Here is a 24,061-nt window from a genome sequence, read left to right as displayed (position 1 = left end):
GTGGCAGGGGCCTTGCCGTGAGCCACGACATATAACGATTGATGATTATCTGCGTCCGACCGATACAAGCAGTTCCGGCTTTGTTTGATATGAATATGCATAGAGCCGATGCGCTGGATGCTTTTTATCTATACACCGTTTTTTACATGGTGCATGGGCGTCCCTCACTTTGCCAGTGTCGGCCAGTATTTATTGATCGTGGGGCGGCTGATGCCGCTTTCACGAGCAAGATTGGTCTTGGTGATGGCAATACCACTATCTGACAGGCGTTTCATCGCGTTCTCAATGGCATTTTGTGCGCGTTCTGCGTTTTTATGAGCCGCGTATCGTCCCCCAACAGATTGGCGTTCTTTCAGGCTTCCTAGCCCTTGCACCATGTGCATGGCAGCGCCACGGTTCTTTCTCGACTGTTGCGCCTTCTCTGGCGACCAGGCAGCCACGGCATACTCGGCAACCTTCGCAATCAATAGGGGAAGCTTGTCGCGCTGCTTCTTTTTCAGCTTCAAATCGCTGGAAGCAAGGGCATATTCCAATTGAACATGCAGCCTATCGACAATTGCTCCCAGACGTCCGTTTTTGTGTGCAGCTATAAATTCAACATCACCAGAAAAATGCCAGTTTGTCAGAACGGCATAGGCCCATTTTTGGAGTGCATTGAAAATCTCATTGCTCTGGACGATCGCCATTCCAGATTGCACCACAGCAGCGCGGCGCAGAAGCGTCTCACGGGTTTGATTGAGTTCGAGATATTCGGCATGTTCCGATAAACTTGGAAAGCTGACGTCTTGCGGGCATATGGTATGCCATTCAGGCGAAAGCGGGCATTTGACCTGTTGCGACGTCGCGGGTGCACCAGCATCTGCGCCTGCTTCGAGAAGCGCATTGCAAAGGCCGAAATATACGGAATGAAACAAGTCGACGGGGCTACGTCTCCAACCTGCCTTGCCAGGTTCGTTCCAGATAGCGGAACCATAGGGTAAAAGCCATATTGCATGGGGGCGGATGAAACGTCCGTCGCACAGTTTCAGGCCGACAAGGAAATGCGGTTCGCAGGCGATCTTTCCATCGCGAGCAAGCAGCCGATAAAATGAGCTACATTCTTCAACCGAATTCCAGACCCGATCTGTGTCTATGCGAATGAAACCAAGGAACTTTCGATTTCCTTCTATATACGGCTCATCCAATGCCAACAGCTTTTGGTAAAGCTTTTCAAGCTTTCCTTTGCCCCAATTGCTTCGCAAATGTTGCGCTCGCGGGACGGAGGCGACGAACATCTGGCCTGCTTTGGATTTCAATGTTTCAGAACGCAGGCCATCTTCACGGACTGGGCCGACCTGATGACCAGATAACTCTTTATAGCCATTGCGACGGTAGCCGATTTCAAGTCGTTCCTTCACAAGCGCCTGCTGGTCCTTGTAACGCTGGATAAAGAATTCGGCGTCTCTATCTTTTGACGTCTGACTTGTGCCGTGACAAGCCTTAAGCGCTACTTCGGTCTTTGCTCCTCGGAGAACACCGGAGCGTAGCGCATCCTCCGCTAGACGCGTCATAAACGACGGTGGCAAAATCCTTGTATGCTGTGGGCGATCTTCTTTCGATGTCGGAATTGCGCGTGAGGGCAAAATTTGTTGACGTGAGCAGGCAGGTGAGGCTGTCTTTTGGGCTGGGTCATATCCCAGCCGCGCACTCAACGCTTAAGCGTCCTTCGGCTCTTGACTGTGTACGGGAGTGATTTCACTCTATTTCCATTCACCTTGAAAAACCGCCGAGGCCTGCCAGCCGTTGAGGCGGTTTTTGTTATCCTCTATCAAGGATTGTCGTCGGCGCTGATTGGGTCAAGCAGGCATGCACATCATTCCGCATCCGAAATAATGTCATGCTTCTGAAATCAGCTTGCGCCGACGAATCTTCTCCGGAAGACTATTGGAAGTGGCGTCCCTTCCCCCTCCCATGGCGCTACAAAGCGGCCTGCCATTAACTGGAGGCCGCTTTTCTATTTTTAATCACCGTAAGGGCCGTACTCGCCACTCATATCAAAGCGTCCACATGGTGCATTCTCAATGTAAAACTGTATGCTGCCGTCGCTGAACGATAGCAGCCACACGAGTGGGTCAGCCTTGTATTCGCCAGATAAGGCGTCCTCGTATTGTTCGCGGGCTGTAAAATCCAATCGTCCGCGTTTCATCGGAATATCGGCACGGCACAGGATTTTTGTGGAATCCATCGATTCTGATGCCGTGAAGCGTAAATGATAATTTTTGCCCTTCTTTTTCGTAATCTCAATGAAACACTGAGCGCGCTCGCATGTACCAACGTATTCCCCAATATAGGGGTCACTTGTGGAGGGTGCAGAGAATGCAGAAGTCGACAGGCTAATTGCAGCAATTGAAGTTAGAAGCAGGATACGCATGTGATACTGTTCTTTCTGCGGGTGGAGATAAAACGTCAAACATTTTTGACCGCGACGCCTTGGTACGTATCGCCGCTTCCATCAAGGCCCAACAGTTTATTGCGAAGTCGAAGAGACGCGTTTCGTGCTCCTGCAAACTGCGTTGCCGACCAAAGGAAATAGATAGGGACTGAGATCGCGACAATCGCGGTCAAAAAGAGCCCAAATCCACCGAAAATTCCAATCAGTGGCATTGACGCGAAAAAGCCGACAAAAGTACCTGCCAGTGCGCCGCCGACCAAACTTTGAATGAACACGTTGATTATCAGACGAAGAGGCAAATCGATAATGCCGACGCCTTTCTCGCTGTTTGCTGCTATCGCAAAATTCATTTTTTTAAAGTTCGTCATGTGTCGTATTGACTTCAAATAAAGCGTCGTTTTCAGGCCGATCGTAATTTGCTGATCCGTATGCGTGTCGGTTACCAAGTTGTTTATTCTTACAACCTCTCCCTTCTCAGTCTTCAACAAAATGAATGGGTACATTGAGTTCGTATTGGAATTGCTGACATCACCCTGTGCCACGCTGGCGCTTTTCTCGATCACTTCACCAGATAAAACTGTGACGCCCGTTTCAATAATTTCGCTCATTCAAGCCCCTCGACTACAAAAGTCACCCAAGAAATTTCCATATCTTATTAAAGGGAAGCCTTATCGGGAAAATAAATCTAAATATTGACTACCATCAACGGCGCTGAAAATGCGCCGAATAACCGTACATTTAGTTCAAAAAGCAAAGAAATATTGTTGACGACTCTTGCCATTTCAAAGGCTTCCCTTTTCGTCAACAATTTTGAGGCTGGAAACCCATGAAATTCAAGCGAATATTGAAGGAAAGGCGCAGGAATAATGCAGTGAAAAGTAAGAATACTAAAAAGAAAAACGGAAATAATTTCCGCAATCAGCCAATGAAAATCGGTTATGCGCGAGTTTCCACTGACGTCCAGCGGATGGACTTGCAACTGGACGCCTTGAAACAGGCTGGATGCGAACAAATTTTTACAGATCATGGGATTTCAGGCGCAACTCATGAACGACCAGGTTTGCAACAAGCTATGGATATGCTTCAGACCGGTGACACCCTCGTTGTTTGGCGTCTGGATCGCCTCGGGCGCTCACTCGTGCAACTGGTTGAGCATGTAAGCGGCCTCGGCAGGCAAGGGGTCGAATTCAAGTCGTTAACTGAAAGCATCGATACCGCCTCGTCCGGCGGAAAATTGCTATTTCACATGATTGCAGCGCTTGCCGAATTCGAACGATCGCTTATCAGCGAGAGGACAAAGGCGGGTATGGCGGCGGCGAAGCTCAGAGGCAAGCATATAGGGCGACCCAAAAAGAGTAAAAATAGCGGTAGCGCTTCAAAAGAACACGGAAAATGAGCCTTTTTCCTGTGCACAGTAAGAACTTGTAAATTTCACACTTTCGGTTGTTCTACTACGGGGAGGAAAGAGGATTTTACGTAATTATAGATTTTAGGTTAGCGATAATCGACAGCGGCCTAGACGGAAAAGAAAAAGATTGTAAGCTTTTATAGCGAATCGGGGTGAATTGGGATGAGTATCTAAAAATGGGGCAAACTACCGGTCTATTAGGTGGTGATAAGGCAGCGAAAAAAGAGCAACGGCGAACTTATTGGACTTGCTTTTGGGCTGGTGTGGTTGGTGGGCTGATAGCTACAATTTGCGTTGTTATGATTTTATTTTGGTTTGTTGATGTCGATTTTATTAAGAACGCAAGCTGTGGAAGCAAAAAAGGATTTAGTTATTGTTTTTTTGATGAGAAATGGGATTCTGGCGAATATTTGTCGGCTATAACGACATTTTATGCTTCTATAATCACTATTTTAATCGGCCTATTAGCAGTGTTGGCAACCTTAGCGTTTTTAGTAGTAAGGGCTTCTGCAAGCCATCAATCCCAAGAGGTAATGGAAGCAGAAGTAGAGCGTTACTTCGCATCCGCTGTAGCCGAGAAATGGATAGATAAGCGGCTTAGCGAACTCAGTGAAACGAAGGCAAGCGATCTAACTATTCGCCTAGAAACAGTGATAGCTGTACTAGAGGAAGACGGTTACGATTTTCCAGGAGTGATACGGCAGCCATGAAAAAAAAACCTAATAGGCCAATGGACCAAGCCGTGCTTGCTTCTGTAAGTTTTGGTTCAGAGCTTGATCCGTCAGCTCTCGACACGCCTGAAAGAATTATAGAATATTTTCGTAGTCAGGGCTTCATAGCAAACGGTTGCACGAGCATTGAATCGGCTATCGCTGCTAATCCGGAACTCGAACTCTGTTTTGAGGATTTAGGGGATAATGACGCCTATATTATGAAAAAGGAGGATAGCGGTTTCAAAATCGCGGTTAACTCCAGGCACCATAAAAATCGACAAAGATTTTCCATGGCCCATGAATATGTTCATTACCAACTTCACCGAGAGCAAATTGGCATGAAGCCAGTAGGTGAACGTATTCTCTACAGAAATGCGGAACGTAATCCAATTGAATACCAAGCTAATCGTGTAGCGGGCGAAATTCTCATGCCACACGAAGAATTTGTAGCTCTGGTAAAAGAGACTGGAGGGAACATTAGGGGCATCGCTAATATTTTCAATGTTTCACTCGAAGCTGTCCGCGTTCGGGCAATGAAACTGGGCTTTGTATTAAATGGCGAATGAATATTTTTTACTGTTTAAAACCGCACAATCTGAAAACAGGTTTTGGATCAATTTTGACCATCCTCATAAGACGGATGTTGTTCCAATCGTTGAGCTTACTCGCGGCAGAAAGAAGCCAAGAGCAGGAAAAGACATCCCTGAAGAAGACTGGCCGTCTACTCTCGGAATTTTTGACTATCAAAAGAATATTGAAGCAGCGAAAGAAAATTTTAAGAATAATACAGCTGTGATTTTGGATGTGACTCGGGAGCCCAGTCTTAACTGTGCGGAACTTTCTGCGCTAACGTCGTCTGCGAAGGGGTATTTGGCTTGGCGGAATTTCTGCCAAGAGATGCGTAATGATCGCTTGCAAAAGCTGATTCCGACATTGATTGTAAATCCTGAAGAAGGTGAAACGGCCGAAGAATATAAAAATAATTTATTAGAACAACTGAATGCGGTAATGGCTACGCACCATGCAATAGCCTATCGAGCTTCAGTGTTGCATGATACCGAGTTTTTATACGATATTGCGATCCTAGCCAACGACCTCAATAATCACTTGTTGCAAGGTAAACGATTCCTTTTGATCATAGATCATGAGTTCGTTAGGACTGGAACGGGAATCATGCATGCTTTGCGGACAAGTAAAATTATTCAAAGAGTTAGAGATATTGTTCCAGGTGCTGAAATTGTGGTGGTCGCAACTTCTTTTCCTTCTTCGGTAACTGAGCTGGGCGGAGAGGAAGAAGGTACTTTTCCCAATGAGGAGGAGTATCTATATGATGAAGTAATGCGACAGATCAATAATAATACAGGTATTTATTACGGTGATTACGGTTCAATTAATCCAATACGCAATGATTTAGTTTTTGCGAGAGGTGGTTGGCGACCGAGAATTGATTATCCAGCGGATGGTAGGCGTATATTCTATCACAGAGAGAAACGTGAGGCTGCGTCTTATGCTGGGCATTACGCATCTGTAGCGCGCAGCGTAATAACTGATCCAAAGTATGACAGCTTGTCGAACTCTTGGGGCGTAAAACAGATAGTTGCTGCCGCAGGCGGCAGTGTTCCGTCAAGTGCTCCCTCGTTTTGGATTTCTGTCCGTATGGAGATATTCGTTCGCCGTCAGGTCTCGAACCGTTTCAAATCCTAACGCCTACCATCAAAAATCAAATTTAATAATTAGAATTAAGGTTAATCGTTGTTGGTTGCCTTGAGATCAAATAGTCGCGCCCACTGTTCCTCCGGGGTAGGATTTAGATATCTCATCAATACAGCAACGGTTTTGTGACCCGATTGGCGCATGAGCGTTTTCAAGTCGACGCCACGCGATGCCATTAATGATAGGGCTTCATGCCGCAAATCATGAATACGGAGATCAGGACATTTGGCTTTTATCCGGATTTCTTCTCGCCATACGTTCTTTGCTGTCCAAGCTGAAAACCGGAAGACGAGGCTATCATCTGGTTCAGTGGCTATGTGCTCTGATAGATCAGCATAAGACCGGCCCGAGAGAGCGACATACCGACGGTTGCCATTTTTGCTATCTGGAATGACCACAAAATTCTCGCGTTCCCGGAGCCAGCCGCATCGTAGAGACATAGCTTCACCCAAGCGCATGCCAGTGTCGAGGAGCAGGGGGAAGAGGATTTTCCACTGGCGACCAACAGGCCCTTCGATTTCCAAAATGGCTTTATTGATGGCTGCTTCTTCTCCGGCGCGTAGTCGCCGCTCGCGATGACCGCTTGGCTGCGGAATGCCCCGTTTGCGCTTTCTCAGGCTGGAAATTGGATTTTCGACGTCAACTGACTTCTCATGAATTAGCCACTCATAGACGGCGCTGATTGTATTCAAATTATTCCTGATAGTGGAGGCGCTGCGGCCTTCGTCTTCTCGGACGTCGCGGAAATCGGCAAAATCAGTAACCGACAATTCACGTAGTTTCTTCTTCGCGAAATCCTGACGCACCAGCATACTGAGCATCGCGGCTTCTTGAGAAGCCCCTTTCTTTTCTGGTGTCACCTCATCGCGATATGTTTCTAACGCGTCTTTAAGCTGCTTGTCGGGCCACCCCAATGGACCGAACTGCTTTGGAGTAAGGCGAGGGTCTTTCCATGTGCCAAGGCGCATGGCTGCTTCTGTTGACTCAAGCCATAACCGGGCGTCAGACTTCTTTGTGAAAGTCTGATTGATTGATCTGGCCTTGGCAGGCCCCTGAAAAGTATCAGGAAGGCGTGCTGTCGCAGTCCATCGTCCGTTACGCTTTACAAGGCTTGCCATCGTTGTTTTTGCCTATGCTTGCAACAATAATGCAACATAATTAGATTAATAGTAAAAAATGTCAAGATAATCAGTAGTTTCACACCGGTCTTGAAAACCGGCGTGCAGGAGACTGTACCGTGGGTTCGAATCCCACCCCCTCCGCCATTTACTCTTTCAAGCAGATACACCCGCGTTCATTGGCGTTCAAAAGCCATTGTAAACCTTGAGTTTGAGTGTACATTCCGCTTCAAGCGCGTTCGGGCTTGGTTGCTGGAAGCCGGAAACAAGTCGGATACGAACCGGATATCGTAAAAGAGAAAACCGGATACCGTTATCCTTCGCCCGTTCGCTGAATTGAGATAGCGGGTGGGTGTATGCTAACTGAAGCGCAAATCAAAAAAGCCAAAGCAAGTGAGAAGCCTTATAAATTAAGCGACACAAAAGGACTTTTTCTGCTCGTGTCGAACTCCGGTTCGAAGCTTTGGCGTTATCGTTATCAGCGCGACGGCAAAGAACATTTGCTATCGCTGGGGTCATATCCCGATTTGTCTCTTTCAGATGCACGCGATCTTCGTGATGAAAAACGCAAGATTGTTAAGAGTGGCGGGGATCCAAAACTTGCCCCGATTCGCTTGCCATCGAGCGTGAGCTGTCTCACCTTTGAAACACTGGCGCGAGAGTGGTTTGAGCTTCAAAGGCCAATGTGGGGCAAGCGGCACGCTGATGACGTGATCGACAGCCTAGAGGCGCGGGTTTTCCCATATATCGGATCAAAGCATCCAGACAACATAAGTGCGCCTGATGTATTGAAGTTGCTGCGTGAGATTGAAAAGACAGCCATTGAAACAGCTAAACGTGTGATGCAGCGAATTTCATCGGTCTTTGTTTACGGCATATCATCCGGACAAGCATCAAACGATCCGGCCCACATTGTAAAAGGTGCATTGGCACCATTGCGAAAAAGTAAGCAGCCTGCGGTGATCACACTCAAAGAGGCCCGCGAAGTTCTGAGTAAGGCCGAAGCTGAAACAGCCCATCCAGTCACTAAGCTGGCGATGCGCCTACTTGCCTTAACGTCTGTCAGGCCCGGCACATTAATCACGACACCTTGGACCGAGTTCGCCGATCTGGATAAAGAGAATCCAGTTTGGCATATCCCTGCAAGCCGGATGAAGTTGAAGCTTGAGCACAAGGACGATGCGCGCCGCGATCATCTGGTACCGTTGTCTAAGCAGGCAATTGAGGTGATTGAGGCTGCTAGGCTCAGGACTCATTGCTTTCCGAGCCAGAATATAACGGCTGCTGCAAGATCTATTGCTGCACGGAACACAATCGGGCAGCGATCATAACGGGTAGCAATTCTTCGCCAGTCTTTCAGTCTGCCAAACATGATTTCGATACGATTGCGTCGCTTGTATCGACGTTTGTCATACTTAATAGGCTTCTTACGGTTTTTGCGACCCGGGATGCATGGCCTTATCTCTTTGTCTTTTAACCGTTTTCTGAACCAGTCAGCATCATAGCCTCTATCAGCAAGAAGCCATTCGACCTTCGGTACCGTCTCAATTAAGGCTGCAGCTCCGGTGTAGTCGCTGATTTGTCCCGCCGTGACGTGTAACCTGATAGGGCGACCCTGCGTGTCGGTGACGGCGTGCAACTTGGTATTCATGCCACCTTTTGTCCGGCCGATCAGCCGTCCACCATCCCCTTTTTTAGCCGTAGGCTTGAGGCCGTGCGGTGCGCTTTCAAATAGGTCGCATCTATCATGACAGTCTTTCCGACCGACGACTTGGAAGACAGGCCTTCAAGTATTTGAGCAAATATCCCCTTGTGACACCAACGGTTCCAACGATTATAGAGCGTTTTAGAGGGCCCGTATTCTCGAGGGGCATCACACCACCGTAACCCATTACGAAGAATGAATATAATTCCACTCAAGACACGCCTGTCATCAACGCGTGGACGTCCATGGCTCTTGGGAAAAAAGGGCCGAAGGCGTGACATTTGCCCTTCGCTCAGCCAGTAAAGATTGCTCATCGTTCAGTCTCCTCAAGAGAAACTGAATCAGCTCTTCATTCTCAAATCAATAGGTCCTGAGCCTAGACGTTTAAGGGTTATGCTCGCTACATCATATTGCGACAATACAAAGATTTCAAAATGTCTGTATGCAGATATTGGTCAGTACGGCTATTTCGACGGGCGCATCCCGCAGAGAGGTGGACTGCTTAAAAGCTGTCATGGAACTTGGATGCTAACGGCGGTGGATGTAATAAGTTAACCCAAAAATTGGCTCTCTTTCGGGGGCGATCTTCACTATTGCCAATAGTCGGGACGGGTGCAGTACGGCCTCCCATTAATTCGACGATTTTCCGGAACTGGACAAATCAAACGCAACGAAATGACCACACCAAGGCGCAGGGGGACAAACCAAGGCGGCGTTTACTGTAAATGCTGCCTTGGTTTGTCTTATTCGCTCTAATTAACATTGATTTCATTGGTCTTTTTGGAATGCTATGAAAAAGGTATGGTCGTTTCGCTTCGTTTGATTTGTCCCTTTTAAAGGGGAGACGCAAAAAAAGCCCGCTAAGCGGGCTTTGGGCGGTTTTAGAATGGTGATGCTTATTACGACTGGATCATGGCTGTCTGAATCTTGCTGATATCGATCCGAGAATAATAACTGGCCACTCGATTGCTCTTGTCAAACAGCGGCTTCACATTGAGGTCCGCAAGGCGTTTTTTCATTCCGGCCCGATTTGCCCCGATTTCATCGCAGAAGTCGACAAGAGAGATGAACCGTGTCTTGAAATCCATAATGGAATTCTCGCTGATCAAGCGGGCCCTTTTTGCCGAGCGTTCGTACTTCGTCTCGGTGATGTAACCCTGTTTGATTAGCTCAATCAGGGTTGGATCAGAGGTTCCGAGTAATCCAAGAGCGTCCTGGAACGTGATGAATTTTTCGTCGCTATCCACTTGCTGCTGAAGAGCGATCAGACGCACTTCATCTTTATTGATACGCAGCCGCGCGACCAGCCCTTCATTGCCCGCAATAACCCGCGAGGCGATAGTCGCGTCGAGTAGCAATTTCAAGATATCATTCAGCGGAAATGAATATCCTTGCGCGAAATCCTGCGGCGAGATCCATGCCCCGTCGCTTTCCTCGATCCGCTCGGCATGGGAAACCAATCTGGCCTGCAGATCATTCAGGTCCAGCCGTTGGATACGAATATAATCCCGGCGCTCTTCTTTTCCTTCAACCTGTGGAAGAAGTCCGGACTTTACAACCAGACGAAGCTTTTCTTCGCTGATGCCGAGAATCTGCGCGGCCTTCTTGCTGGTGAGGGTTTCGAGTGCGTTCTCGAAAATTGAGCGAGCTCTCTCAGCATCAAAATACATCGCCGAGTCATGCAGATTGACGCGGTCGGTTAGTCCATGCGACGCAAGCAGGGCCTTGATGCGCTTTTTATGAATGCCGAAGTCTGTGTGCGCAGAGTTCACGCAATAGACATAGCGGTGCTCCACGGGATTGATAAAGGTCATGCCCGGGCCAAATGGCATATTCTTTTCGGCAATGTTCTGGAACATAGACACAAGAGGCTGGTATGCTGGCTTCAGTTTATTGCGGCGAAGCCAATCGACAAGCTGACCGAAGAACTGCTCGACGAAACGAACCATCGGCCTTTTCTGCTCGATGGTTTCAATAATAATGCGCTCCAGTTCAGCCTGCCCTTCGCAGATAAGCCTAAATCCCCATTCACGCTGGTCCGTCGCCTCGTCCTGAAAGTGGGTGAGCTTATGAATCGCAATGAACTTTCCCATATAACCAGAAAGCTCAGCAACGATATGTGCGTCCAATGTGTCGACCAAATCGTCGGCTTCGGCGCGTTTGAAAATGCGGTCACGCAGAAACCTGTCCAGCATTGGAGCCGAGCTCCGCACATCATCATGCGCCTGATCGCGGATTGTCTGGACATTTTGCTCGACGAACGTGGCAAAGTCGTCGCGCTGGTCAAGAGAGATTGCAACGTGCTCGACCAACTTACGCTGGTGCTCTGAACATCCTTCGATACCGCGACAGCTCCACCACGAGCGTGCATAAGGTCGCGAGATTGCGCGGCCGATGCCTGTTCCCAAGTCATTGAGAACGCAATGGGGACAGTAGCGGAGCATCTTTCCCGGACGCATCTCTTTATTGAAAATAGCGTGGCCAAGTTTCCAGTTGGAACCTGGATGCTGATGGACGATGCTTGCGTTCGATAGGCGTTCAGTGGAAATCCCTGAAAGCTCCGAGATTTCCGCAAGCGCGTCATGATCTCCACGAACAATAGCTTCTCGGCTCGTGTGTGTGAAACCGAGCAGTGATTGCAAGGAGTCATAGCTGTTCGCGCGCGCTAGACGCGACACGAGACTGATCGGACTTTCGTCTTCATGGAAGGGCAGGGTAACCGGCAATGTCATTTCTTGGTCCTTCCTTTTTTCTTGGGTTCGATGGATGCAGACAGATCGGCGAGCACATGTTCAGGCGAGATTTCTGACCATCGAGCCGCTGAGAAGATATTGTGTTCGGGCAGGCAACCGCTCGATTCTTGATAGACGAATGCGAACGCACGATTTTCGAGCACCGTCCTGTCGTTTTTAACGGTCAGGATGCAAGCGGCACGGATAGTTTCAACAATCTTGCCTAGCCCGCCTTGAGCCGAGTGACACAGTCGTCCCACAAAGTCTGCTTCTCGCAGTTCATCCGCGATCTTCAGGCCACACATCTGTTCGGCAATTTTGGTCATGGCATCGTTGATGAATTGCTGATCATCAGTAGGGCTCTGCTCAACATAGCGGATGACCTTGCTACGGTTCGCGAGCTGGAGATCATTTGTCAGCAATTTGGCAAGATCCGGCACACCCGAAAAGATTGTATGCAAAGGCCAGTCAGGAATCTGCATAAGGCTCTTCAGCCCGTCCTGGACTTCGGTGATCACCTTCTGACTATCGTGACGAATGAGGTGTTGAGCCTCATCGACGTGCAGATAGAGAATACCTCTCGCTTTCAACTGAGTTTTCACGGCCGAAAACAACTGGGTCTCAGTCTGCTTGGAGTTTGCTGGAAGCCCCATCGCGGACAGCAGTGTGATTGCAAACCCCTTCATGGTTGATGAGCTTGATGCCTCGATGCTGAGAAAAGGCGTGATGGTTTCGCCAAACTCATTTTCTCGCGGCTGAAACTCTGCGATGCGACCACAGTGATGTTTCAATGAATGGGATTTGCCACTCCCGGATTCACCAATGACAAATAATGCAGTCTGGCGAGAGCCGCCGCCACCGTTCAGGTGATCATCGACGTTATCAACCATTCCTTGCAGCATATTGCGCAATTTTCTGTCGCGCGGACTTTCAAGATATGTGCCGTAGATATGTCTTTTGAGTTCTTTCAATTCGTCAGTGTTCATTGGTCCCGCCCTTCTTAAAATTCGTCGTAATAGCCGCTCCTTGAAACAGAGGGTTCTGTTTGAAGGTCGGTATCTGTATTGTTCGTTCTGGGTTCCAGCCGCTCGCTTTTCGCAGCCCGTTTTGCAGCTGCGATCTCCTTCTTCTGGACCGTTTGGTACTCGACAAAGGCCGATTCATCCGCGAGCTTCAGATCCCCTGGAAGAGATGCGAGCGCTTCAAGTCCCTGCATCTGATCATCCGGTTTTGCGATCCAACTGCCACACAGTTCAGCTTCGAGCCTTGCCAGTGCATTGCTATCTAATGACCGCGCACCCAGCTTGGCCCTGATCATTGCGGCGTCACCAGAGGTCCGCAATTTACTGATCGCCCGGTACATCGCTGGGAGACCAGACTCGCTTTCCTTGGCATTAGCCAGACGAAGCTGCTGACGTGCTACGATCCATTCCTCAAGCGAAACGTTGTCATCCAGACCAATCTGGTTTTCGACTGAGAACCAGCCCTTATCCTTGCCCGCATAGACGGCAATGGAGCGCAGATTTGCTGGATCGTACTTGATCTCAAAATCCGTCTGACCATGTTTCAGGCGAAGGCGCGTTAGCTCTTCGTTCGAATAAGGAATGCCCATGAAAGACACGCCATAGGACGAAATCCGTCGCGAAACCTTCTCCCCAAAGATGTGAAGCATTTCTTCTTCGTCAGGCGCAACGTCGATTGGATATCGGGATGTCGCCTTCACCCAAGCATTGTGTGGTGTACCATCCGCGAGCCCTGCATGCTTCTTGTTGTGATAGATATCGCAGATCGCGAACAGGAAGAACTTGATCAGCTCATCACTCTGCAGGCTTAGGCGTTCCTCCGGATTGTAGTCTCCTTTCTCGTGAATAGAACCGAAGGTTCGGCCATCAAAATGGTGGGCCACCATCGGACCAATGGTCTTGAAAAGCCGTTCGATAAATGGTCTGGCTTGTGGTTCACCCGCTGGTGGACGGGTAAACGCAATGCGTGCATTCCTCAAAACTTCCTGGGTCCGCTGGCTGACGAACTCCTTGCCGTTATCGCAATAGATCTGGCGAGGACGAAGGCGTCCAATCCAGGGCGTTTCGCAACCCAACGCAGTGGAAATATGCGTTTTGTCGGACATGATCATTCTGATTGCTTCGACGGCATTGGCCGCATTCGGATTGGTGCTCGCCTTAAAAGCCAACACATAGCGAGTGGACACGTCGATGGCGGCAGCGAACCAAATGCGAGTGCTTCCGATCTGATTACGGTAGCTTTCTGGTAGCAGGGACCACATCCCCGTTTCCACGAACAAGGACATCAATTCCACATTCCAGAAGTCCATCTCGATCCGGTCACCCGGCACCTCGAAGTGGAAGCTCCGTTTTACCGAAGAAAGCCGCCTCTTGGCGTAAGCCTCCCCGTGTCGTCCAGCGACCTTCGCGTACTCATCAAAACCATCAATAATGCTCTCGAATTTTGTGCGTGAAACTTTTTTGAGCTGAGAATCCGGTGATGAATTCATCTCAAAAAGCTTGGCCAGATAGTCCTGATAAACCTGTGCCTTCGATTTCTTTCTGTTGTCCATGTACCGAAGAGCTTCGCTGTGAGCGAATGCAATCGATTCCGGGTCAGCAGAACGATAATAGATTCCAGGACCATGGTGACGTTGAACCAATCCGAGGACGTCGCCTCCGCATCCGTGGTACTTGATGTAATCCCTCCAGAAAGTCTTGACCGATGGGGCGCGATAGAACGTGAGTTCCATCGGCCTGTCTGCGCGCCTGGCGCTTGGGAGAAGGCTTGCCTGGATATCGGTGTGCCAAGTATTTAGCAGATGCTGGAGCTTCTCATTGTTCCAACGTTTCCGCCCATATTCCGGGAATTCCGCGTCATAACGGTTGATCAGCTTTTCACGAACGAGAGCCAGCTTCTGAACCTTCTCAGGGAAATCAGAGAACTTTTTATCGCCGAAGATAATGCGTAGCTTCTGTTGCTCAGGTTCCTGATATCCATACCGAACCGAGGCGCGACCAGCAGAAATTTCATTATAGAGTTCCTGATGGCCGACAACGACTTCGTGGCTGTCGTCTTCCCTCTTGATGTGCCATCCCTCGTTGCCTCTGCAAACTGGAATCCAATGGGCGTTCTTATAGCTAAGCCTGTCGACCTTGCGCATGTTCACCAAAGAGCGCTGGAATGTGGCTGGCTGTGCAAAATAGCTGTTCATGTTAACCTCCTTTTTGAACGTAGCTGTATTGGTCGTCGTCTAGCGAACCACAGTCATCCAACTGAGTTCGTTGATCTGTCCCGGATTCACGGGCCTGATAATTTCGTGGTCGATAAGCGACCAAGCCGCAGTCCAGCGGCTTGAACGGCTCGTGCAGTTCTTGAACAATTGCCCAAACCGGAAGTGGCCTGGGCAGTCCTTGATCGCGTTGGCCAGTGCCAGATACTCACCCTCATTGTAATGAGAACGGGCGCGTAGGATGTTCATGGCGTTCAGAAATGCATCGATGTTAGCCTCGACTTCGGTGAGAAGTCTCAGCTGGATATGGGGGTGTCGAGCTTCAATCTCCCCCAGTGTCCCGATGCATTCCGTGCCTGCCCGTTGAATGCGCTCCAGCACATCTTGCATGGCCGCCTTTTTCTTGAACGGCTTAACTGCAATGGCTAGATGGACTCCGCTTTTCAGCACCACGTAATAGTCAAAGGTATGCTTTCGTCGAACGTCATCGGCGTCGACGTAGCCCATTACCGGGTACTGTGAATGAAGTTCCTGAACGTCTCGCCGCGCCTGAATTAATGTCGAAACCCGGTGCTCAAGTTCACTTTCATGGAAGACAACTGTAACTTCATGAACGGTGGAACCACGAGCGGTTTTGGCATTCTTCTGCTGAGGTTCACGGGTTGCAAATCCAGGGCAGGGTTCTTTCCAAAACTTGATGGAAGAGCCGCCACTTTCGGATGAGGTTGCCTTATATTTCGAAGCCCCCGACCTTGGTCAGGCAGTGACAATCTTGGTCAATGAGCTGCAGCAGATCACGTGAAGCGTCAGCTTCGGCGATGAAACCGAGACCGGCACGTTGAAGACTGATATTTCGAGATACTTGACGAGAAAAATTCATAGCTGTCCCCTGAAAGCTTTTGGTGACCAGGATGGCCGAAGTCTGTCAAATGGGGAACACAAGGATAAACCGATGCAAGCCGCAACAGGTATTAAACCGACGCCAATACTAGGCTTTGTTTGTGCTCCACTGGGTAGTCGGTTTGCGTATCATGGCGATGTTATCCTTTTGTTTGAGCGTTTAAGCTCAGGGCGCTGCATATGGCAGCGTTTCGATTTGATTGCAACAACTAAATTTGTGTTAACCATAAACAGTTGGTGGCGTTATTACGCTCAAGATTCACAACCGAAGTTGCAACCGGCATAAGGAGCAGTCTTAGCTCTCGTGTGCGCTGAACGTTAACTTTCAGGAGTTGAGTATGAAGATCACGCTGTATGGTATCGCCTTGATGGCAATGCTCGGTGTGATTTGGAGTGGAAGTGCATCATCGGCTTTTGGCTAGGCAAAATCTGTTCAATTGCGGTCATTTGGACCGCGTCATCACATGACCACTCTTAATTAGGAGATTTTGCAACGAGGTGAGGCGAAGTGGAAACGGGAGAACAAGATATGGCCAGGTCAGGTGAAGATTGTGGCGTCAACTGCCAAGCATGTTGAGGGTTTGGTTACAAGAAGGTGCGGTGGTTGGCTGGTGCGATACATCGCGTCATTTCTTTCCCCCCCACCTTTATCGTGGAACCTTGGCAATGGGGACCATCCCAAACTATAGGGGGCGTGGCATCGGTTATCGCCTGGTGGTAGCGGTGCTGGAACAAGCTAGGAAGGTTGATCTCGTCCGTGTTGAGGCATCGGTTTTGATGGCATTCTCCACCTTTTATATAGGCAATGCGCGTCGAATATGCGAATCTCGACAGTGGAACTACTGCAGACAACAATGGGCGGGAGAAGATAATGACAATCGACATCAAGTACCTTCAGCAAATGGAAGCTGTGGGCGTTGGCTTCACGGTGCACATAAGAATACCAGGGGGTGGGCGAACACTGTTTTTGAACGCCGACGAAGTATCTCAATATCTCGCTGACAAGGATGGCTTTGCTGCATGTCAGTTTGGATTGACTCGGCAAGAATATGCCGAATGGGTTGAAACGGATGGTTTTGTAAGATGCGCTGGAACCACCACTAGCAGGACAAGATGCAAGAACTACGTGTCAGGTGGTAGTCATTATGAGCCGGAAAAGTGGAAGCGGCTGCAAGGCGAATATTGCGCCGTTCATGGCGGTCCGGCCTCGCACGAAGCATAATTGACAGAGGCATGGCGGGACATGGTAAAAGTTTATCTGGAAGAAGTCGGGAAGGCCGTTTTTGTTGGTATGACTCCGGAACTTTCCGACGACTTGGTTGCACATCGGCAGGCTGTTTGCAGCGATCATCCCGAGACAGATTTGGTTCGTCTCCCCACATCAAATGGCGGTGAGCAAATCAGAAGGCAATGCCGCAAATGCGGACACCTCTTGGGCGGAGCAAAGAAACGAGAACTAGGTCATGAAAACTTGCCGCTGCCGAACTTCGAACTCAAAAGCGGATATGAAGCTCAACGCGACCGAGAGTACAACCGGATTTTCCAAAAACATGCAAAATTGCAGTTTGAGAAATCCAATTCATGGTTTCGCGACTATAGCGCGTATCTTGAGAGTGACGAATGGCGAGAAAAGCGCCAACTAGTATTCAAGCGCTCTGGCGGCATGTGCGAAGGTTGCGGTAGCGCAACTGCCACGCAAGTTCATCATCTGACATATGAGCACGCAAAGGCGGAGTTCCTTTTCGAGCTGGTCGCGGTATGCGACGCATGTCACGACCGTTTGCACGACGATGCGCCGAACGATCAGGAAGATGCTGACGAAGATCAATGCTGATCAGCAGGGCGCAGGCTGCCAGCGGGCAAAGGCATCAATACTTCTCGGGTACGATTTATGTTTCGGGGAACCTGATTGGGGCTATTCATCACAGCGGTGCTATTTCTTGTCGTGCCACAAGCTAAAATGGCGTATTTTCATGGTTGGATCGTAATTACAACGTTTAGTGCTTCGTTTATTTGTTGTTTCCCATCCGGGAGCGCTAGAAAAAACGTTGTCTTTGAAGGTTCCGCTGGACCCTCGAATCTTGGCGTAACTAAATCCCACTCTCGCTCAATATATAGCTGCTTCTAATGGCCCCAGTTCCAACATTTTCTGGTTTTGACTGATCTCAAGTCGTAAAAATGTAACTGATATTGATGCGAAGCAATTTTGATTGCCTGAGTCTTCAACCGTGGGTGCATCTGAGAAAGCTTATAAGGATCGCCAAAACGACTATCGCTACCATTTTGGGGTTTGTATTTGGCCTAACTATCGGTCAAATGTCACGAAAAGTTAAGTAGGCACTGAACGGTTTCCCTTCGGTAACCTGCCCTTTGAACGAAAATAGGCCTTGCGCCGTTTCTTCTTGGCACCTACTCGCCAGGTCTTAGATTCCACGATGTCGCAATATCGCTCGAAAGAATCTTCACCAGCGGGGGTGCGGACGACTGAATAGAATTCATTCTTCCGCCCCTGCAGGACAGAAGTGTCGCCATGTTCCAGATTGCAGTTGAAAATATCGATTTGCTCGGCTGTTGTGCGTGTCTTGTCGTCGTTGAGTGTGAACCCCGCCGTATCGACCGCTATCAGGAGTCCCTCGAATGCTTCGCGTAAGGCAGGCTCATCATTACCTGACAGGCAGATATCGTCCATATAGACTGAGACTGTGATGGAAGGATCTAGGCCACGCAGATAATTGCCGATAGCCGAGCGCGCCAACACGAGAGTGGCGAGGATGGGAGACTGCACAAAACCGTAAGGGATGACGTAGCCGCCGCCCTCATACGGGTTTTTCACAGTTGACCACTTGGCGTAATATTCGGCCCGGAAGATGCCGATGTCTTTTAGGACCCGCTTTAAGCGGTTTCTCTGGATACTGTAGAAAAACCGAGCAATGTCAATACGGCAGAAAAAATGGTTGGCGCGGTGCTTATGCAACGCTACCACATGTGAGCCGTCCTTAAAGTGATATATGAAGCTGTCAAACTTGTAGGCCTTGTTGACTTGCTTCTTAATTTGGAGACCGAGCTTCTCACAAAACTCGTTAGGTGCGTAGACCGGCTTGCCGTTGCGTTGGAAGGAATAGAGGAAGTTTTCGAACGCGACGGGCATAGTTGACAACCTTGCTGAGCAGATCAATCACAGACTTTATGCAATCCAAAGAGAGCGTTAGCACTGTCAAAGCTACTACAGCAAGGTCGAGACGCTTACGAATTTTCTTCATGCGCGAATCCTCCATTGCGAGACTTCAGCAAACTGCAACCCAGGTTTTAACCATGGAGCCGTCAACTGAGAGAAAGTTATTCTCGAAGATCGTACATCCGGACAACTTTTAGGTGTATCTTTCCGTCGATCCGTGAGCCACAGCCTTATACTGAAGTCAGCATAGATTTATGTAAGGTTGCGCGGATTTACAATAGGGTGTGACCCTTCCTGAAGCAAAATTCCTCCATGGCCTTCGATAAGCCGTCGCGTCGGTCAGAGCCTTTGACAAGTTGGTAAGATCCAGCCCATTGCGGTCAAGGGAGCACTCACATTTACTTCCACTCTGCTATACGATTCTTACCAGCCTCGGTCAGCACTGCCGCTAAGAAGTCACTACTTTTACGATGATCGATGTCAAACCGCCTAGCCGGGATCGCATGTACAGCGGTCGAATGACCGGCACCTACGAGAATTAATCCAATTCCATGTCGTATGCACTCGTCCTTTACGCGAACTGCTTGTGCGGGGTCTTTAGTCGTCCATGTAACTTCATCCAGAGGGAATACTACGTATGAACGTGTGGCCGCACTTCGGTGGGACATTGCTTCAAAAACTGCCAGCACATTACTGGTGTCGGCCCGCTTCACCTCAAATGTGACAACGTCGAATTCCGATCCGATTGTCCAAGGAAACTTCTTGTAGGAGACCATGGTGAAGTCTGGCCTTGTCCAAGGTCCCGCGATTTTCGAGTCACGGCGCGCTGTGTTTTCAAGATAAAACTGAGACTTGTCGTAGCCTTCGGCCTCCCAAATTTCCCGAAACGCACCTTCAATGGAGTCGTAGTAAGCTTCTTCTGGTATTATGTACGGAGCCACGAAGGTGAACATATTCCGATCACCCCACTTTAAGACCTTCCTTTCCGAGCCGTGCTGAACTGCGGCATCGAATAGGTCTGGGTCAAAATCATATGTTCTCTTGAGCTTCGTGCCACTCATTGTTTTGTGGATTTGAAGCGCCTGAACTACGGTCTCAAGACACCGAAGGATTTCAATGTTAGGATGCGGCACGTCTTCCCCCCAGCCGTAAAATGTTAATGTAGATCCATAACAAGACATCGCCGATTTCTCTACACATTTTCCATGTGCGTCGGCTATTCAATGATCCAGGCGAACGACCGGGAAAGCTGGAAGCGGCTACAAAGGTCCGGGATGTGGTAGGAACCGGTCATTGATAACTGTCTATTTCCATGGCTGCCATTGCATACGCGATCACCGACACCGGCCCGACCGCTTCGGGCCTCAATTATGACGTCGACAACGAAGACACGTTATTGTGAAATGTGCAGTATCCGCGCAATCAAAAGGGAGTTCGCATGCGTACGGATTGGAACCAAATCAGAAAGATGATGAATGCGGCGATTGAAGCTTGCGAGCGTATTGAATCGACGGGTTCGCGTTATCAGGGCCCATAAGCATCTATAGTCATTTCAACATAAATTTTATGCAGCCTTTCGGTTTTCGCTTATCCGTTGAAACTCCGCCAGTATCTCCGGATAGTATTGGGCAAGTTGCCGGACAACACGGACGTTCTCTAGCAATCGACCTACATATCCAGTGGCAATAACCAGATCGATGTTATCTTTGCCGTAGTCTTCTTCGGCAATCTTGAACTCTTTTTCCAAGTTTGCCGTTTCGCGTTCCATCCTGGAAATCTGCTCAAGTGTTAGCCCTTTAGCTGCTTTTTTGGGGGCGACCAGCATGCTCTCGGGGGTCGATAGCACAAGCGAATTCGCATAGCTTTGGCTATAGTTGTTCATCGCAATCATAAGTTCGGCGACTTCAATTTGCCTCATTGGTTTCAGCTTTTTAATTTGAGACATCGAATTCAACGGTACGTGTCTGTCTTTTAGCAGCTCGGCAGCCTCCGGACAGATACCGTCGAGCAATCGTTTTTTAGCCCTGATGCTGTTGATGTTAACGTTCAGTGCTCGAGCCAAGCGTTCCTCTGAAACACCTTTTTCGATAGCCTTCATAATCATTCTGTACTCTTGGATCGTCGCCAGTTTGCTGATCCTTTTGTTGTAAGTGAAGGCTTCATCTTCGGTTGCAACAAGGCATACGACCTCGGTGTCGCCCCTCTTGCGCAAAACATCCAAACGCAAATGGCCGTCTAAAAGATGAAATAAGGTAGCATTCTGCTTGTCTCTCACGACGACCGGCGGTTCTATTAGGCCGATTTCCCCTATGGAAGCTGCTATTTGAGCATACTTGGAAGATCGTAACGCGGCTGGTGTCATAGGCCTCAAGGGGAGAATGGAATCCAGTGAAATGCGAAGGCTGGTTGTTTCGAAAGCTAGTGATACGGAGCCATCTTTACTACTGTTCGACATGTGCCTTCTCCAGATTTAGAGCTTTCGAGCCAAAACTTCGGGAATGGTTGTCAATCCTTCCTCTTCAAAGATTGGCCTTAATCTATTGTCGAGAAGAAGCGTTTTGACTGCTGCAATAATGAATGCCAGTCTGCTCTTCGCGGCGTCAGCTCTCTTGATCAGCATTTTCTTTTTGGTCGTATCGGCTTCGAATGCCTTGAGAATGGCGTCAGATGACATCGGGCGAGCTCGGCTGTCATAAACCTTTAGGCCTTTACCTCGAAGACGACGCATTTCGACAATTCTCTTGGCCTGTATTAGCTTGCGTCCACGAAGAAGCTTGCTTTCGTATGCAGTCTGCAAGGCTGACTGAATCTCGTTGTTTTCTGCACCTGCAATTTCCAGTGCAATGGAGAATGGAATCTGTCCGCACTCTACAGCATTGAGCAGTCGTTCTTCCCCTTTTTCGATGAGGCTTATAATTGCATGAATATATTCGGGCGTGAGGCCAGTCATTTGTGCAATCTTCGGAACAGAATGGCCGCGCCGACTCATACCTGCGATGTCTTTCAACAAATCGACAGCGCGAAGTTTACGCCTTGCACAGTTCTCCACTAGGCTTGCGATGTAACAGTCTTCCTTTCTCGCATTAACTACAAGTGCTGGAACTTCGGTCTGGCCAAGCGCTATAAAGGCTTCGATACGCCCTTGACCACAAACTAAATCGTAGCATGGTCCTTCAGACGTCATACGGCGCGCGACAGTGATAGGTCTTTTCAACCCGATCTGGCCGATATTGTCGATTATTTCTCGAAACTGTTTTCGATTTCGACTGCGGGCGTTAATGACCGTGATACTGGAAATGGGTATCATCTCGATCTTCTGGGCAGGTGTAGCAGACATCATGCAACCTCCGAAATTGGGACGCGAGCAGCCAAAGAATAAAAACTGTCTAGCGATTCAGTGCGAAAAGCGTCGAAATATAAACCGTTCTCTTCACAAAGGCGCACCACGGCTTGCTCAATCGTCATCGTTGGCAATAGATAATAATCGTGAGCGGCAGAGTTCGATTGGTCCATACGAACGACGAGTGAAAAATCCGGGCGAATTTCTGTATCGAGCCGAACTTTCCATCGAAGGTGACCATTGGGCGTAGTCAGACACCGCGCGATTATAAGTGAGACTGTAAACTCACCATTGATAGTGAGTAGATCTGTTTCTGGATCTTGGTTTACAGTCCCACCCGTAATTTGAAGGCCCTGGACGAGCTGGCTTATTAGATCGCGATGTCTTACGCGCAAAGCCTTATTAATTTCAATGAAACTGTAATCTTTATCCGGCGCAAACCCCACTAATGTATAAGCTCGAAGCAGACTACCGAAGCGATGAGTAAAGGCGCTGCTTGAAGGACATTCTTCCGCTTCATCTATTATCAATCCAGAAAGATAGCCCGTATCGTGAAACACCTTTGCCAGTTTCTCCAACATTGCCTCGTCACTCAATCGCGCAGAGCGCTCGAGAATAATCCCTGTGGCTTTCAGGAAAAGTTCCTCGTTTACAATTGGTTCAAAGACGCTGTTAGCTCGAACCCATTCTTCCGGGGGATTTCGTGCATGTTTGGATTTGAGTTTGAAAGACGTCTTTGCCCAAACATTGTTGCCGATGTATTTTTCGTTAGTAAGTACCTGATGAACGGTACCTCGCGTCCATTGGCGATTTAAATCGGTCAAGACGCCCATCTCGTTCAAGTGATGGGCTATTTCGGCTTCCGTCCATTTCTGATTAACAAATAAATCGTAGATATCCCTCACTCGTTTCTGCTCCTCTAGGGGGCCGGGAACGAGAATGACCCGATCAGTCGCGATGCTCTTCTGCTGACTTGGCAAAAGTTCGCTTTTCTGATTGCCATACTGATCGATTAACATGCGTCGCAGGCCGTAACCGGCAGCACCACCTTGTCGAAAGCCTAATCGGATTAGGCGAACTTGCCCATTATAAACTTTGATGGAAAGATCACGACTGTACTCGCCAGCCATGGCGCGTTTGAGTGTTTTAACGATGGAAGAGCCCATACTGCCGTCATTCGAAAATAGCTCTCCGCAATAATGCACCGAGACACCGGCACGTTTGCATTTCAACTCAATTTCTGCAGCTTCGTCAGGATCTTGAAATCGTCCGAGGCGGCTAACGTCGTATACAAGGAGAGCCTTGAAATGAACGCGACTGTTTTCAATGTCGAAAAGTAACCTCGTTAATGCGTCGCGCCCACGTAGACTTAGTCCGCTCTTACCTTCGTCAGCATAGAGTTGAACAATTTCATAATTGTTCTTCTCGGCATATGATTGAATAACGGCAAGCTGATTGTCGGTTGAATAGCGCTGATGATCTGTAGACATACGAACATAAGCTGCCGCCGACACGGGAGGCATTGAGACGGGACCTGTTTGGTGACTCCAATCAATAATCATCGTCTTTCTTGGCGGAATAGCTGATTAAA

General features: G+C 48.8%; 22 protein-coding genes and 2 pseudogenes. 9 read left to right on the top strand and 15 right to left on the bottom strand.

The window, feature by feature from the left end; all coding sequences use genetic code 11:
• Positions 1-164: 164 nt before the first annotated feature.
• From U2P60_RS06395 to U2P60_RS06385, 3 genes are all read right to left on the bottom strand, one after another.
• Positions 165-1,550 (bottom strand): hypothetical protein, encoded by a 1,386-nt coding sequence (locus U2P60_RS06395; RefSeq protein WP_413571863.1) that lies wholly within the window; start codon positions 1,548-1,550, stop codon positions 165-167.
• Positions 1,551-1,999: 449 nt separating this feature from the next.
• Positions 2,000-2,410 carry a hypothetical protein gene (locus tag U2P60_RS06390; RefSeq protein ID WP_413571862.1) on the bottom strand — a complete coding sequence of 137 codons (411 nt, stop codon included), beginning with the start codon at positions 2,408-2,410 and terminating at the stop codon, positions 2,000-2,002.
• Positions 2,411-2,445: 35 nt separating this feature from the next.
• Positions 2,446-3,039 carry a hypothetical protein gene (locus U2P60_RS06385; RefSeq protein ID WP_413571861.1) on the bottom strand — a complete coding sequence of 198 codons (594 nt, stop codon included), beginning with the start codon at positions 3,037-3,039 and terminating at the stop codon, positions 2,446-2,448.
• Positions 3,040-3,356: 317 nt separating this feature from the next.
• Here U2P60_RS06385 and U2P60_RS06380 point away from each other — a divergent pair.
• From U2P60_RS06380 to U2P60_RS06365, 4 genes and pseudogenes are all read left to right on the top strand, one after another.
• Positions 3,357-3,776 (top strand): annotated as a pseudogene (locus U2P60_RS06380) (recombinase family protein); the annotation flags it as partial.
• A 239-nt stretch (positions 3,777-4,015) separates the two neighbouring features.
• The gene (locus U2P60_RS06375) at positions 4,016-4,549 is read left to right on the top strand and encodes a hypothetical protein (RefSeq protein WP_413571860.1); all 534 of its coding nucleotides are present in this window, start codon (positions 4,016-4,018) and stop codon (positions 4,547-4,549) included.
• Positions 4,546-5,118 carry an ImmA/IrrE family metallo-endopeptidase gene (locus U2P60_RS06370; protein WP_413571859.1) on the top strand — a complete coding sequence of 191 codons (573 nt, stop codon included), beginning with the start codon at positions 4,546-4,548 and terminating at the stop codon, positions 5,116-5,118. The genes U2P60_RS06375 and U2P60_RS06370 overlap by 4 nt, the downstream gene beginning before the upstream one ends.
• The gene (locus U2P60_RS06365) at positions 5,108-6,256 is read left to right on the top strand and encodes a beta family protein (RefSeq protein WP_413571858.1); all 1,149 of its coding nucleotides are present in this window, start codon (positions 5,108-5,110) and stop codon (positions 6,254-6,256) included. The genes U2P60_RS06370 and U2P60_RS06365 overlap by 11 nt, the downstream gene beginning before the upstream one ends.
• A 41-nt stretch (positions 6,257-6,297) precedes the next feature.
• Here the strand turns inward: U2P60_RS06365 and U2P60_RS06360 are convergent, their stop codons facing one another.
• Entirely contained in the window at positions 6,298-7,233 is a 936-nt protein-coding gene (locus U2P60_RS06360) for a tyrosine-type recombinase/integrase (protein WP_413571856.1), read from the bottom strand.
• 506 nt (positions 7,234-7,739) lie between these two features.
• Here U2P60_RS06360 and U2P60_RS06355 point away from each other — a divergent pair.
• The gene (locus U2P60_RS06355) at positions 7,740-8,714 is read left to right on the top strand and encodes a tyrosine-type recombinase/integrase (protein WP_413571854.1); all 975 of its coding nucleotides are present in this window, start codon (positions 7,740-7,742) and stop codon (positions 8,712-8,714) included.
• Here U2P60_RS06355 and U2P60_RS06350 read toward each other — a convergent pair.
• The 6 genes from U2P60_RS06350 to U2P60_RS06325 all read right to left on the bottom strand — a co-directional run bounded on the left by U2P60_RS06350 (position 8,636) and on the right by U2P60_RS06325 (position 15,935).
• Positions 8,636-9,402 (bottom strand): IS5 family transposase gene (locus tag U2P60_RS06350; RefSeq protein ID WP_413571853.1). Its coding sequence is split into 2 segments (ribosomal slippage): positions 8,636-9,082 and positions 9,085-9,402, totalling 765 coding nucleotides; the frame shifts between segments, so codons are not numbered across the junction. The two genes, U2P60_RS06355 and U2P60_RS06350, sit on opposite strands and share 79 nt — an antisense overlap.
• A 585-nt stretch (positions 9,403-9,987) precedes the next feature.
• A complete protein-coding gene (locus U2P60_RS06345; protein WP_413571852.1) occupies positions 9,988-11,820 on the bottom strand; it encodes a TniQ family protein in 1,833 nt (610 codons plus the stop codon).
• Positions 11,817-12,791 (bottom strand): ATP-binding protein, encoded by a 975-nt coding sequence (locus tag U2P60_RS06340; RefSeq protein WP_413571851.1) that lies wholly within the window; start codon positions 12,789-12,791, stop codon positions 11,817-11,819. The genes U2P60_RS06345 and U2P60_RS06340 overlap by 4 nt, the downstream gene beginning before the upstream one ends.
• A 29-nt stretch (positions 12,792-12,820) precedes the next feature.
• Entirely contained in the window at positions 12,821-14,986 is a 2,166-nt protein-coding gene (locus U2P60_RS06335; protein WP_413571850.1) for a DDE-type integrase/transposase/recombinase, read from the bottom strand.
• A 90-nt stretch (positions 14,987-15,076) separates the two neighbouring features.
• Positions 15,077-15,562, bottom strand: a complete 486-nt coding sequence (locus tag U2P60_RS06330) for a hypothetical protein (protein ID WP_413571849.1) — start codon at positions 15,560-15,562, stop codon at positions 15,077-15,079.
• Positions 15,563-15,785: 223 nt separating this feature from the next.
• On the bottom strand, positions 15,786-15,935 hold the full coding sequence (locus tag U2P60_RS06325) for a hypothetical protein (RefSeq protein WP_413571848.1): 150 nt from the start codon (positions 15,933-15,935) through the stop codon (positions 15,786-15,788).
• Between the two features lie 72 nt (positions 15,936-16,007).
• Between U2P60_RS06325 and U2P60_RS06320 the strand changes: the two genes are divergently transcribed.
• The 4 genes and pseudogenes from U2P60_RS06320 to U2P60_RS06305 all read left to right on the top strand — a co-directional run bounded on the left by U2P60_RS06320 (position 16,008) and on the right by U2P60_RS06305 (position 17,789).
• Positions 16,008-16,241 carry a hypothetical protein gene (locus tag U2P60_RS06320; RefSeq protein ID WP_413571847.1) on the top strand — a complete coding sequence of 78 codons (234 nt, stop codon included), beginning with the start codon at positions 16,008-16,010 and terminating at the stop codon, positions 16,239-16,241.
• A gap of 284 nt (positions 16,242-16,525) precedes the next feature.
• A pseudogene (locus U2P60_RS06315) lies at positions 16,526-16,717 on the top strand (GNAT family N-acetyltransferase); the annotation flags it as partial.
• A gap of 109 nt (positions 16,718-16,826) precedes the next feature.
• Positions 16,827-17,177, top strand: a complete 351-nt coding sequence (locus U2P60_RS06310; RefSeq protein ID WP_413572029.1) for a hypothetical protein — start codon at positions 16,827-16,829, stop codon at positions 17,175-17,177.
• Between the two features lie 21 nt (positions 17,178-17,198).
• Positions 17,199-17,789: a hypothetical protein gene (locus tag U2P60_RS06305; RefSeq protein ID WP_413571846.1), complete on the top strand. Its 591-nt coding sequence runs from the start codon at positions 17,199-17,201 to the stop codon at positions 17,787-17,789.
• A gap of 495 nt (positions 17,790-18,284) precedes the next feature.
• On the opposite strand, the gene U2P60_RS06300 is transcribed toward U2P60_RS06305, so the two are convergent.
• The 5 genes from U2P60_RS06300 to U2P60_RS06280 all read right to left on the bottom strand — a co-directional run bounded on the left by U2P60_RS06300 (position 18,285) and on the right by U2P60_RS06280 (position 24,032).
• A complete protein-coding gene (locus U2P60_RS06300; protein ID WP_413571845.1) occupies positions 18,285-19,103 on the bottom strand; it encodes a reverse transcriptase domain-containing protein in 819 nt (272 codons plus the stop codon).
• A gap of 425 nt (positions 19,104-19,528) precedes the next feature.
• Positions 19,529-20,263 (bottom strand): hypothetical protein, encoded by a 735-nt coding sequence (locus tag U2P60_RS06295; RefSeq protein WP_413571844.1) that lies wholly within the window; start codon positions 20,261-20,263, stop codon positions 19,529-19,531.
• Between the two features lie 431 nt (positions 20,264-20,694).
• On the bottom strand, positions 20,695-21,585 hold the full coding sequence (locus U2P60_RS06290; protein ID WP_413571843.1) for a plasmid partitioning protein RepB C-terminal domain-containing protein: 891 nt from the start codon (positions 21,583-21,585) through the stop codon (positions 20,695-20,697).
• Positions 21,586-21,600: 15 nt separating this feature from the next.
• Positions 21,601-22,470 carry a ParB/RepB/Spo0J family partition protein gene (locus U2P60_RS06285; RefSeq protein ID WP_413571842.1) on the bottom strand — a complete coding sequence of 290 codons (870 nt, stop codon included), beginning with the start codon at positions 22,468-22,470 and terminating at the stop codon, positions 21,601-21,603.
• Complete coding sequence (locus tag U2P60_RS06280) at positions 22,467-24,032, bottom strand: recombinase family protein (protein ID WP_413571841.1); 1,566 nt, start codon at positions 24,030-24,032, stop codon at positions 22,467-22,469. The genes U2P60_RS06285 and U2P60_RS06280 overlap by 4 nt, the downstream gene beginning before the upstream one ends.
• Positions 24,033-24,061: the final 29 nt, after the last annotated feature.

The sequence above is a fragment of the Brucella sp. H1_1004 genome (genome assembly GCF_047308065.1).
In the GTDB taxonomy this organism is placed as follows: domain Bacteria; phylum Pseudomonadota; class Alphaproteobacteria; order Rhizobiales; family Rhizobiaceae; genus Brucella; species Brucella pseudogrignonensis_B.
Note: the sequence above shows the minus strand (reverse complement) of the source record. Positions and strands in the feature narration are given on the sequence as shown.

What these genes read in the sequence shown, in the direction of transcription:
- U2P60_RS06395 (WP_413571863.1), bottom strand. Translation starts at nt 1,550, where the DNA reads ATGACGCGTCTAGCGGAGGATGCGCTACGCTCCGGTGTTCTCCGAGGA.
- U2P60_RS06390 (WP_413571862.1), bottom strand. Translation starts at nt 2,410, where the DNA reads ATGCGTATCCTGCTTCTAACTTCAATTGCTGCAATTAGCCTGTCGACT.
- U2P60_RS06385 (WP_413571861.1), bottom strand. Translation starts at nt 3,039, where the DNA reads ATGAGCGAAATTATTGAAACGGGCGTCACAGTTTTATCTGGTGAAGTG.
- U2P60_RS06375 (WP_413571860.1), top strand. Translation starts at nt 4,016, where the DNA reads ATGGGGCAAACTACCGGTCTATTAGGTGGTGATAAGGCAGCGAAAAAA.
- U2P60_RS06370 (WP_413571859.1), top strand. Translation starts at nt 4,546, where the DNA reads ATGAAAAAAAAACCTAATAGGCCAATGGACCAAGCCGTGCTTGCTTCT.
- U2P60_RS06365 (WP_413571858.1), top strand. Translation starts at nt 5,108, where the DNA reads ATGGCGAATGAATATTTTTTACTGTTTAAAACCGCACAATCTGAAAAC.
- U2P60_RS06360 (WP_413571856.1), bottom strand. Translation starts at nt 7,233, where the DNA reads ATGCGCCTTGGCACATGGAAAGACCCTCGCCTTACTCCAAAGCAGTTC.
- U2P60_RS06355 (WP_413571854.1), top strand. Translation starts at nt 7,740, where the DNA reads ATGCTAACTGAAGCGCAAATCAAAAAAGCCAAAGCAAGTGAGAAGCCT.
- U2P60_RS06345 (WP_413571852.1), bottom strand. Translation starts at nt 11,820, where the DNA reads ATGACATTGCCGGTTACCCTGCCCTTCCATGAAGACGAAAGTCCGATC.
- U2P60_RS06335 (WP_413571850.1), bottom strand. Translation starts at nt 14,986, where the DNA reads ATGCGCAAGGTCGACAGGCTTAGCTATAAGAACGCCCATTGGATTCCA.
- U2P60_RS06330 (WP_413571849.1), bottom strand. Translation starts at nt 15,562, where the DNA reads ATGGGCTACGTCGACGCCGATGACGTTCGACGAAAGCATACCTTTGAC.
- U2P60_RS06325 (WP_413571848.1), bottom strand. Translation starts at nt 15,935, where the DNA reads ATGAATTTTTCTCGTCAAGTATCTCGAAATATCAGTCTTCAACGTGCC.
- U2P60_RS06320 (WP_413571847.1), top strand. Translation starts at nt 16,008, where the DNA reads ATGCAAGCCGCAACAGGTATTAAACCGACGCCAATACTAGGCTTTGTT.
- U2P60_RS06310 (WP_413572029.1), top strand. Translation starts at nt 16,827, where the DNA reads ATGACAATCGACATCAAGTACCTTCAGCAAATGGAAGCTGTGGGCGTT.
- U2P60_RS06305 (WP_413571846.1), top strand. Translation starts at nt 17,199, where the DNA reads ATGGTAAAAGTTTATCTGGAAGAAGTCGGGAAGGCCGTTTTTGTTGGT.
- U2P60_RS06300 (WP_413571845.1), bottom strand. Translation starts at nt 19,103, where the DNA reads ATGCCCGTCGCGTTCGAAAACTTCCTCTATTCCTTCCAACGCAACGGC.
- U2P60_RS06290 (WP_413571843.1), bottom strand. Translation starts at nt 21,585, where the DNA reads ATGTCGAACAGTAGTAAAGATGGCTCCGTATCACTAGCTTTCGAAACA.
- U2P60_RS06285 (WP_413571842.1), bottom strand. Translation starts at nt 22,470, where the DNA reads ATGATGTCTGCTACACCTGCCCAGAAGATCGAGATGATACCCATTTCC.
- U2P60_RS06280 (WP_413571841.1), bottom strand. Translation starts at nt 24,032, where the DNA reads ATGATTATTGATTGGAGTCACCAAACAGGTCCCGTCTCAATGCCTCCC.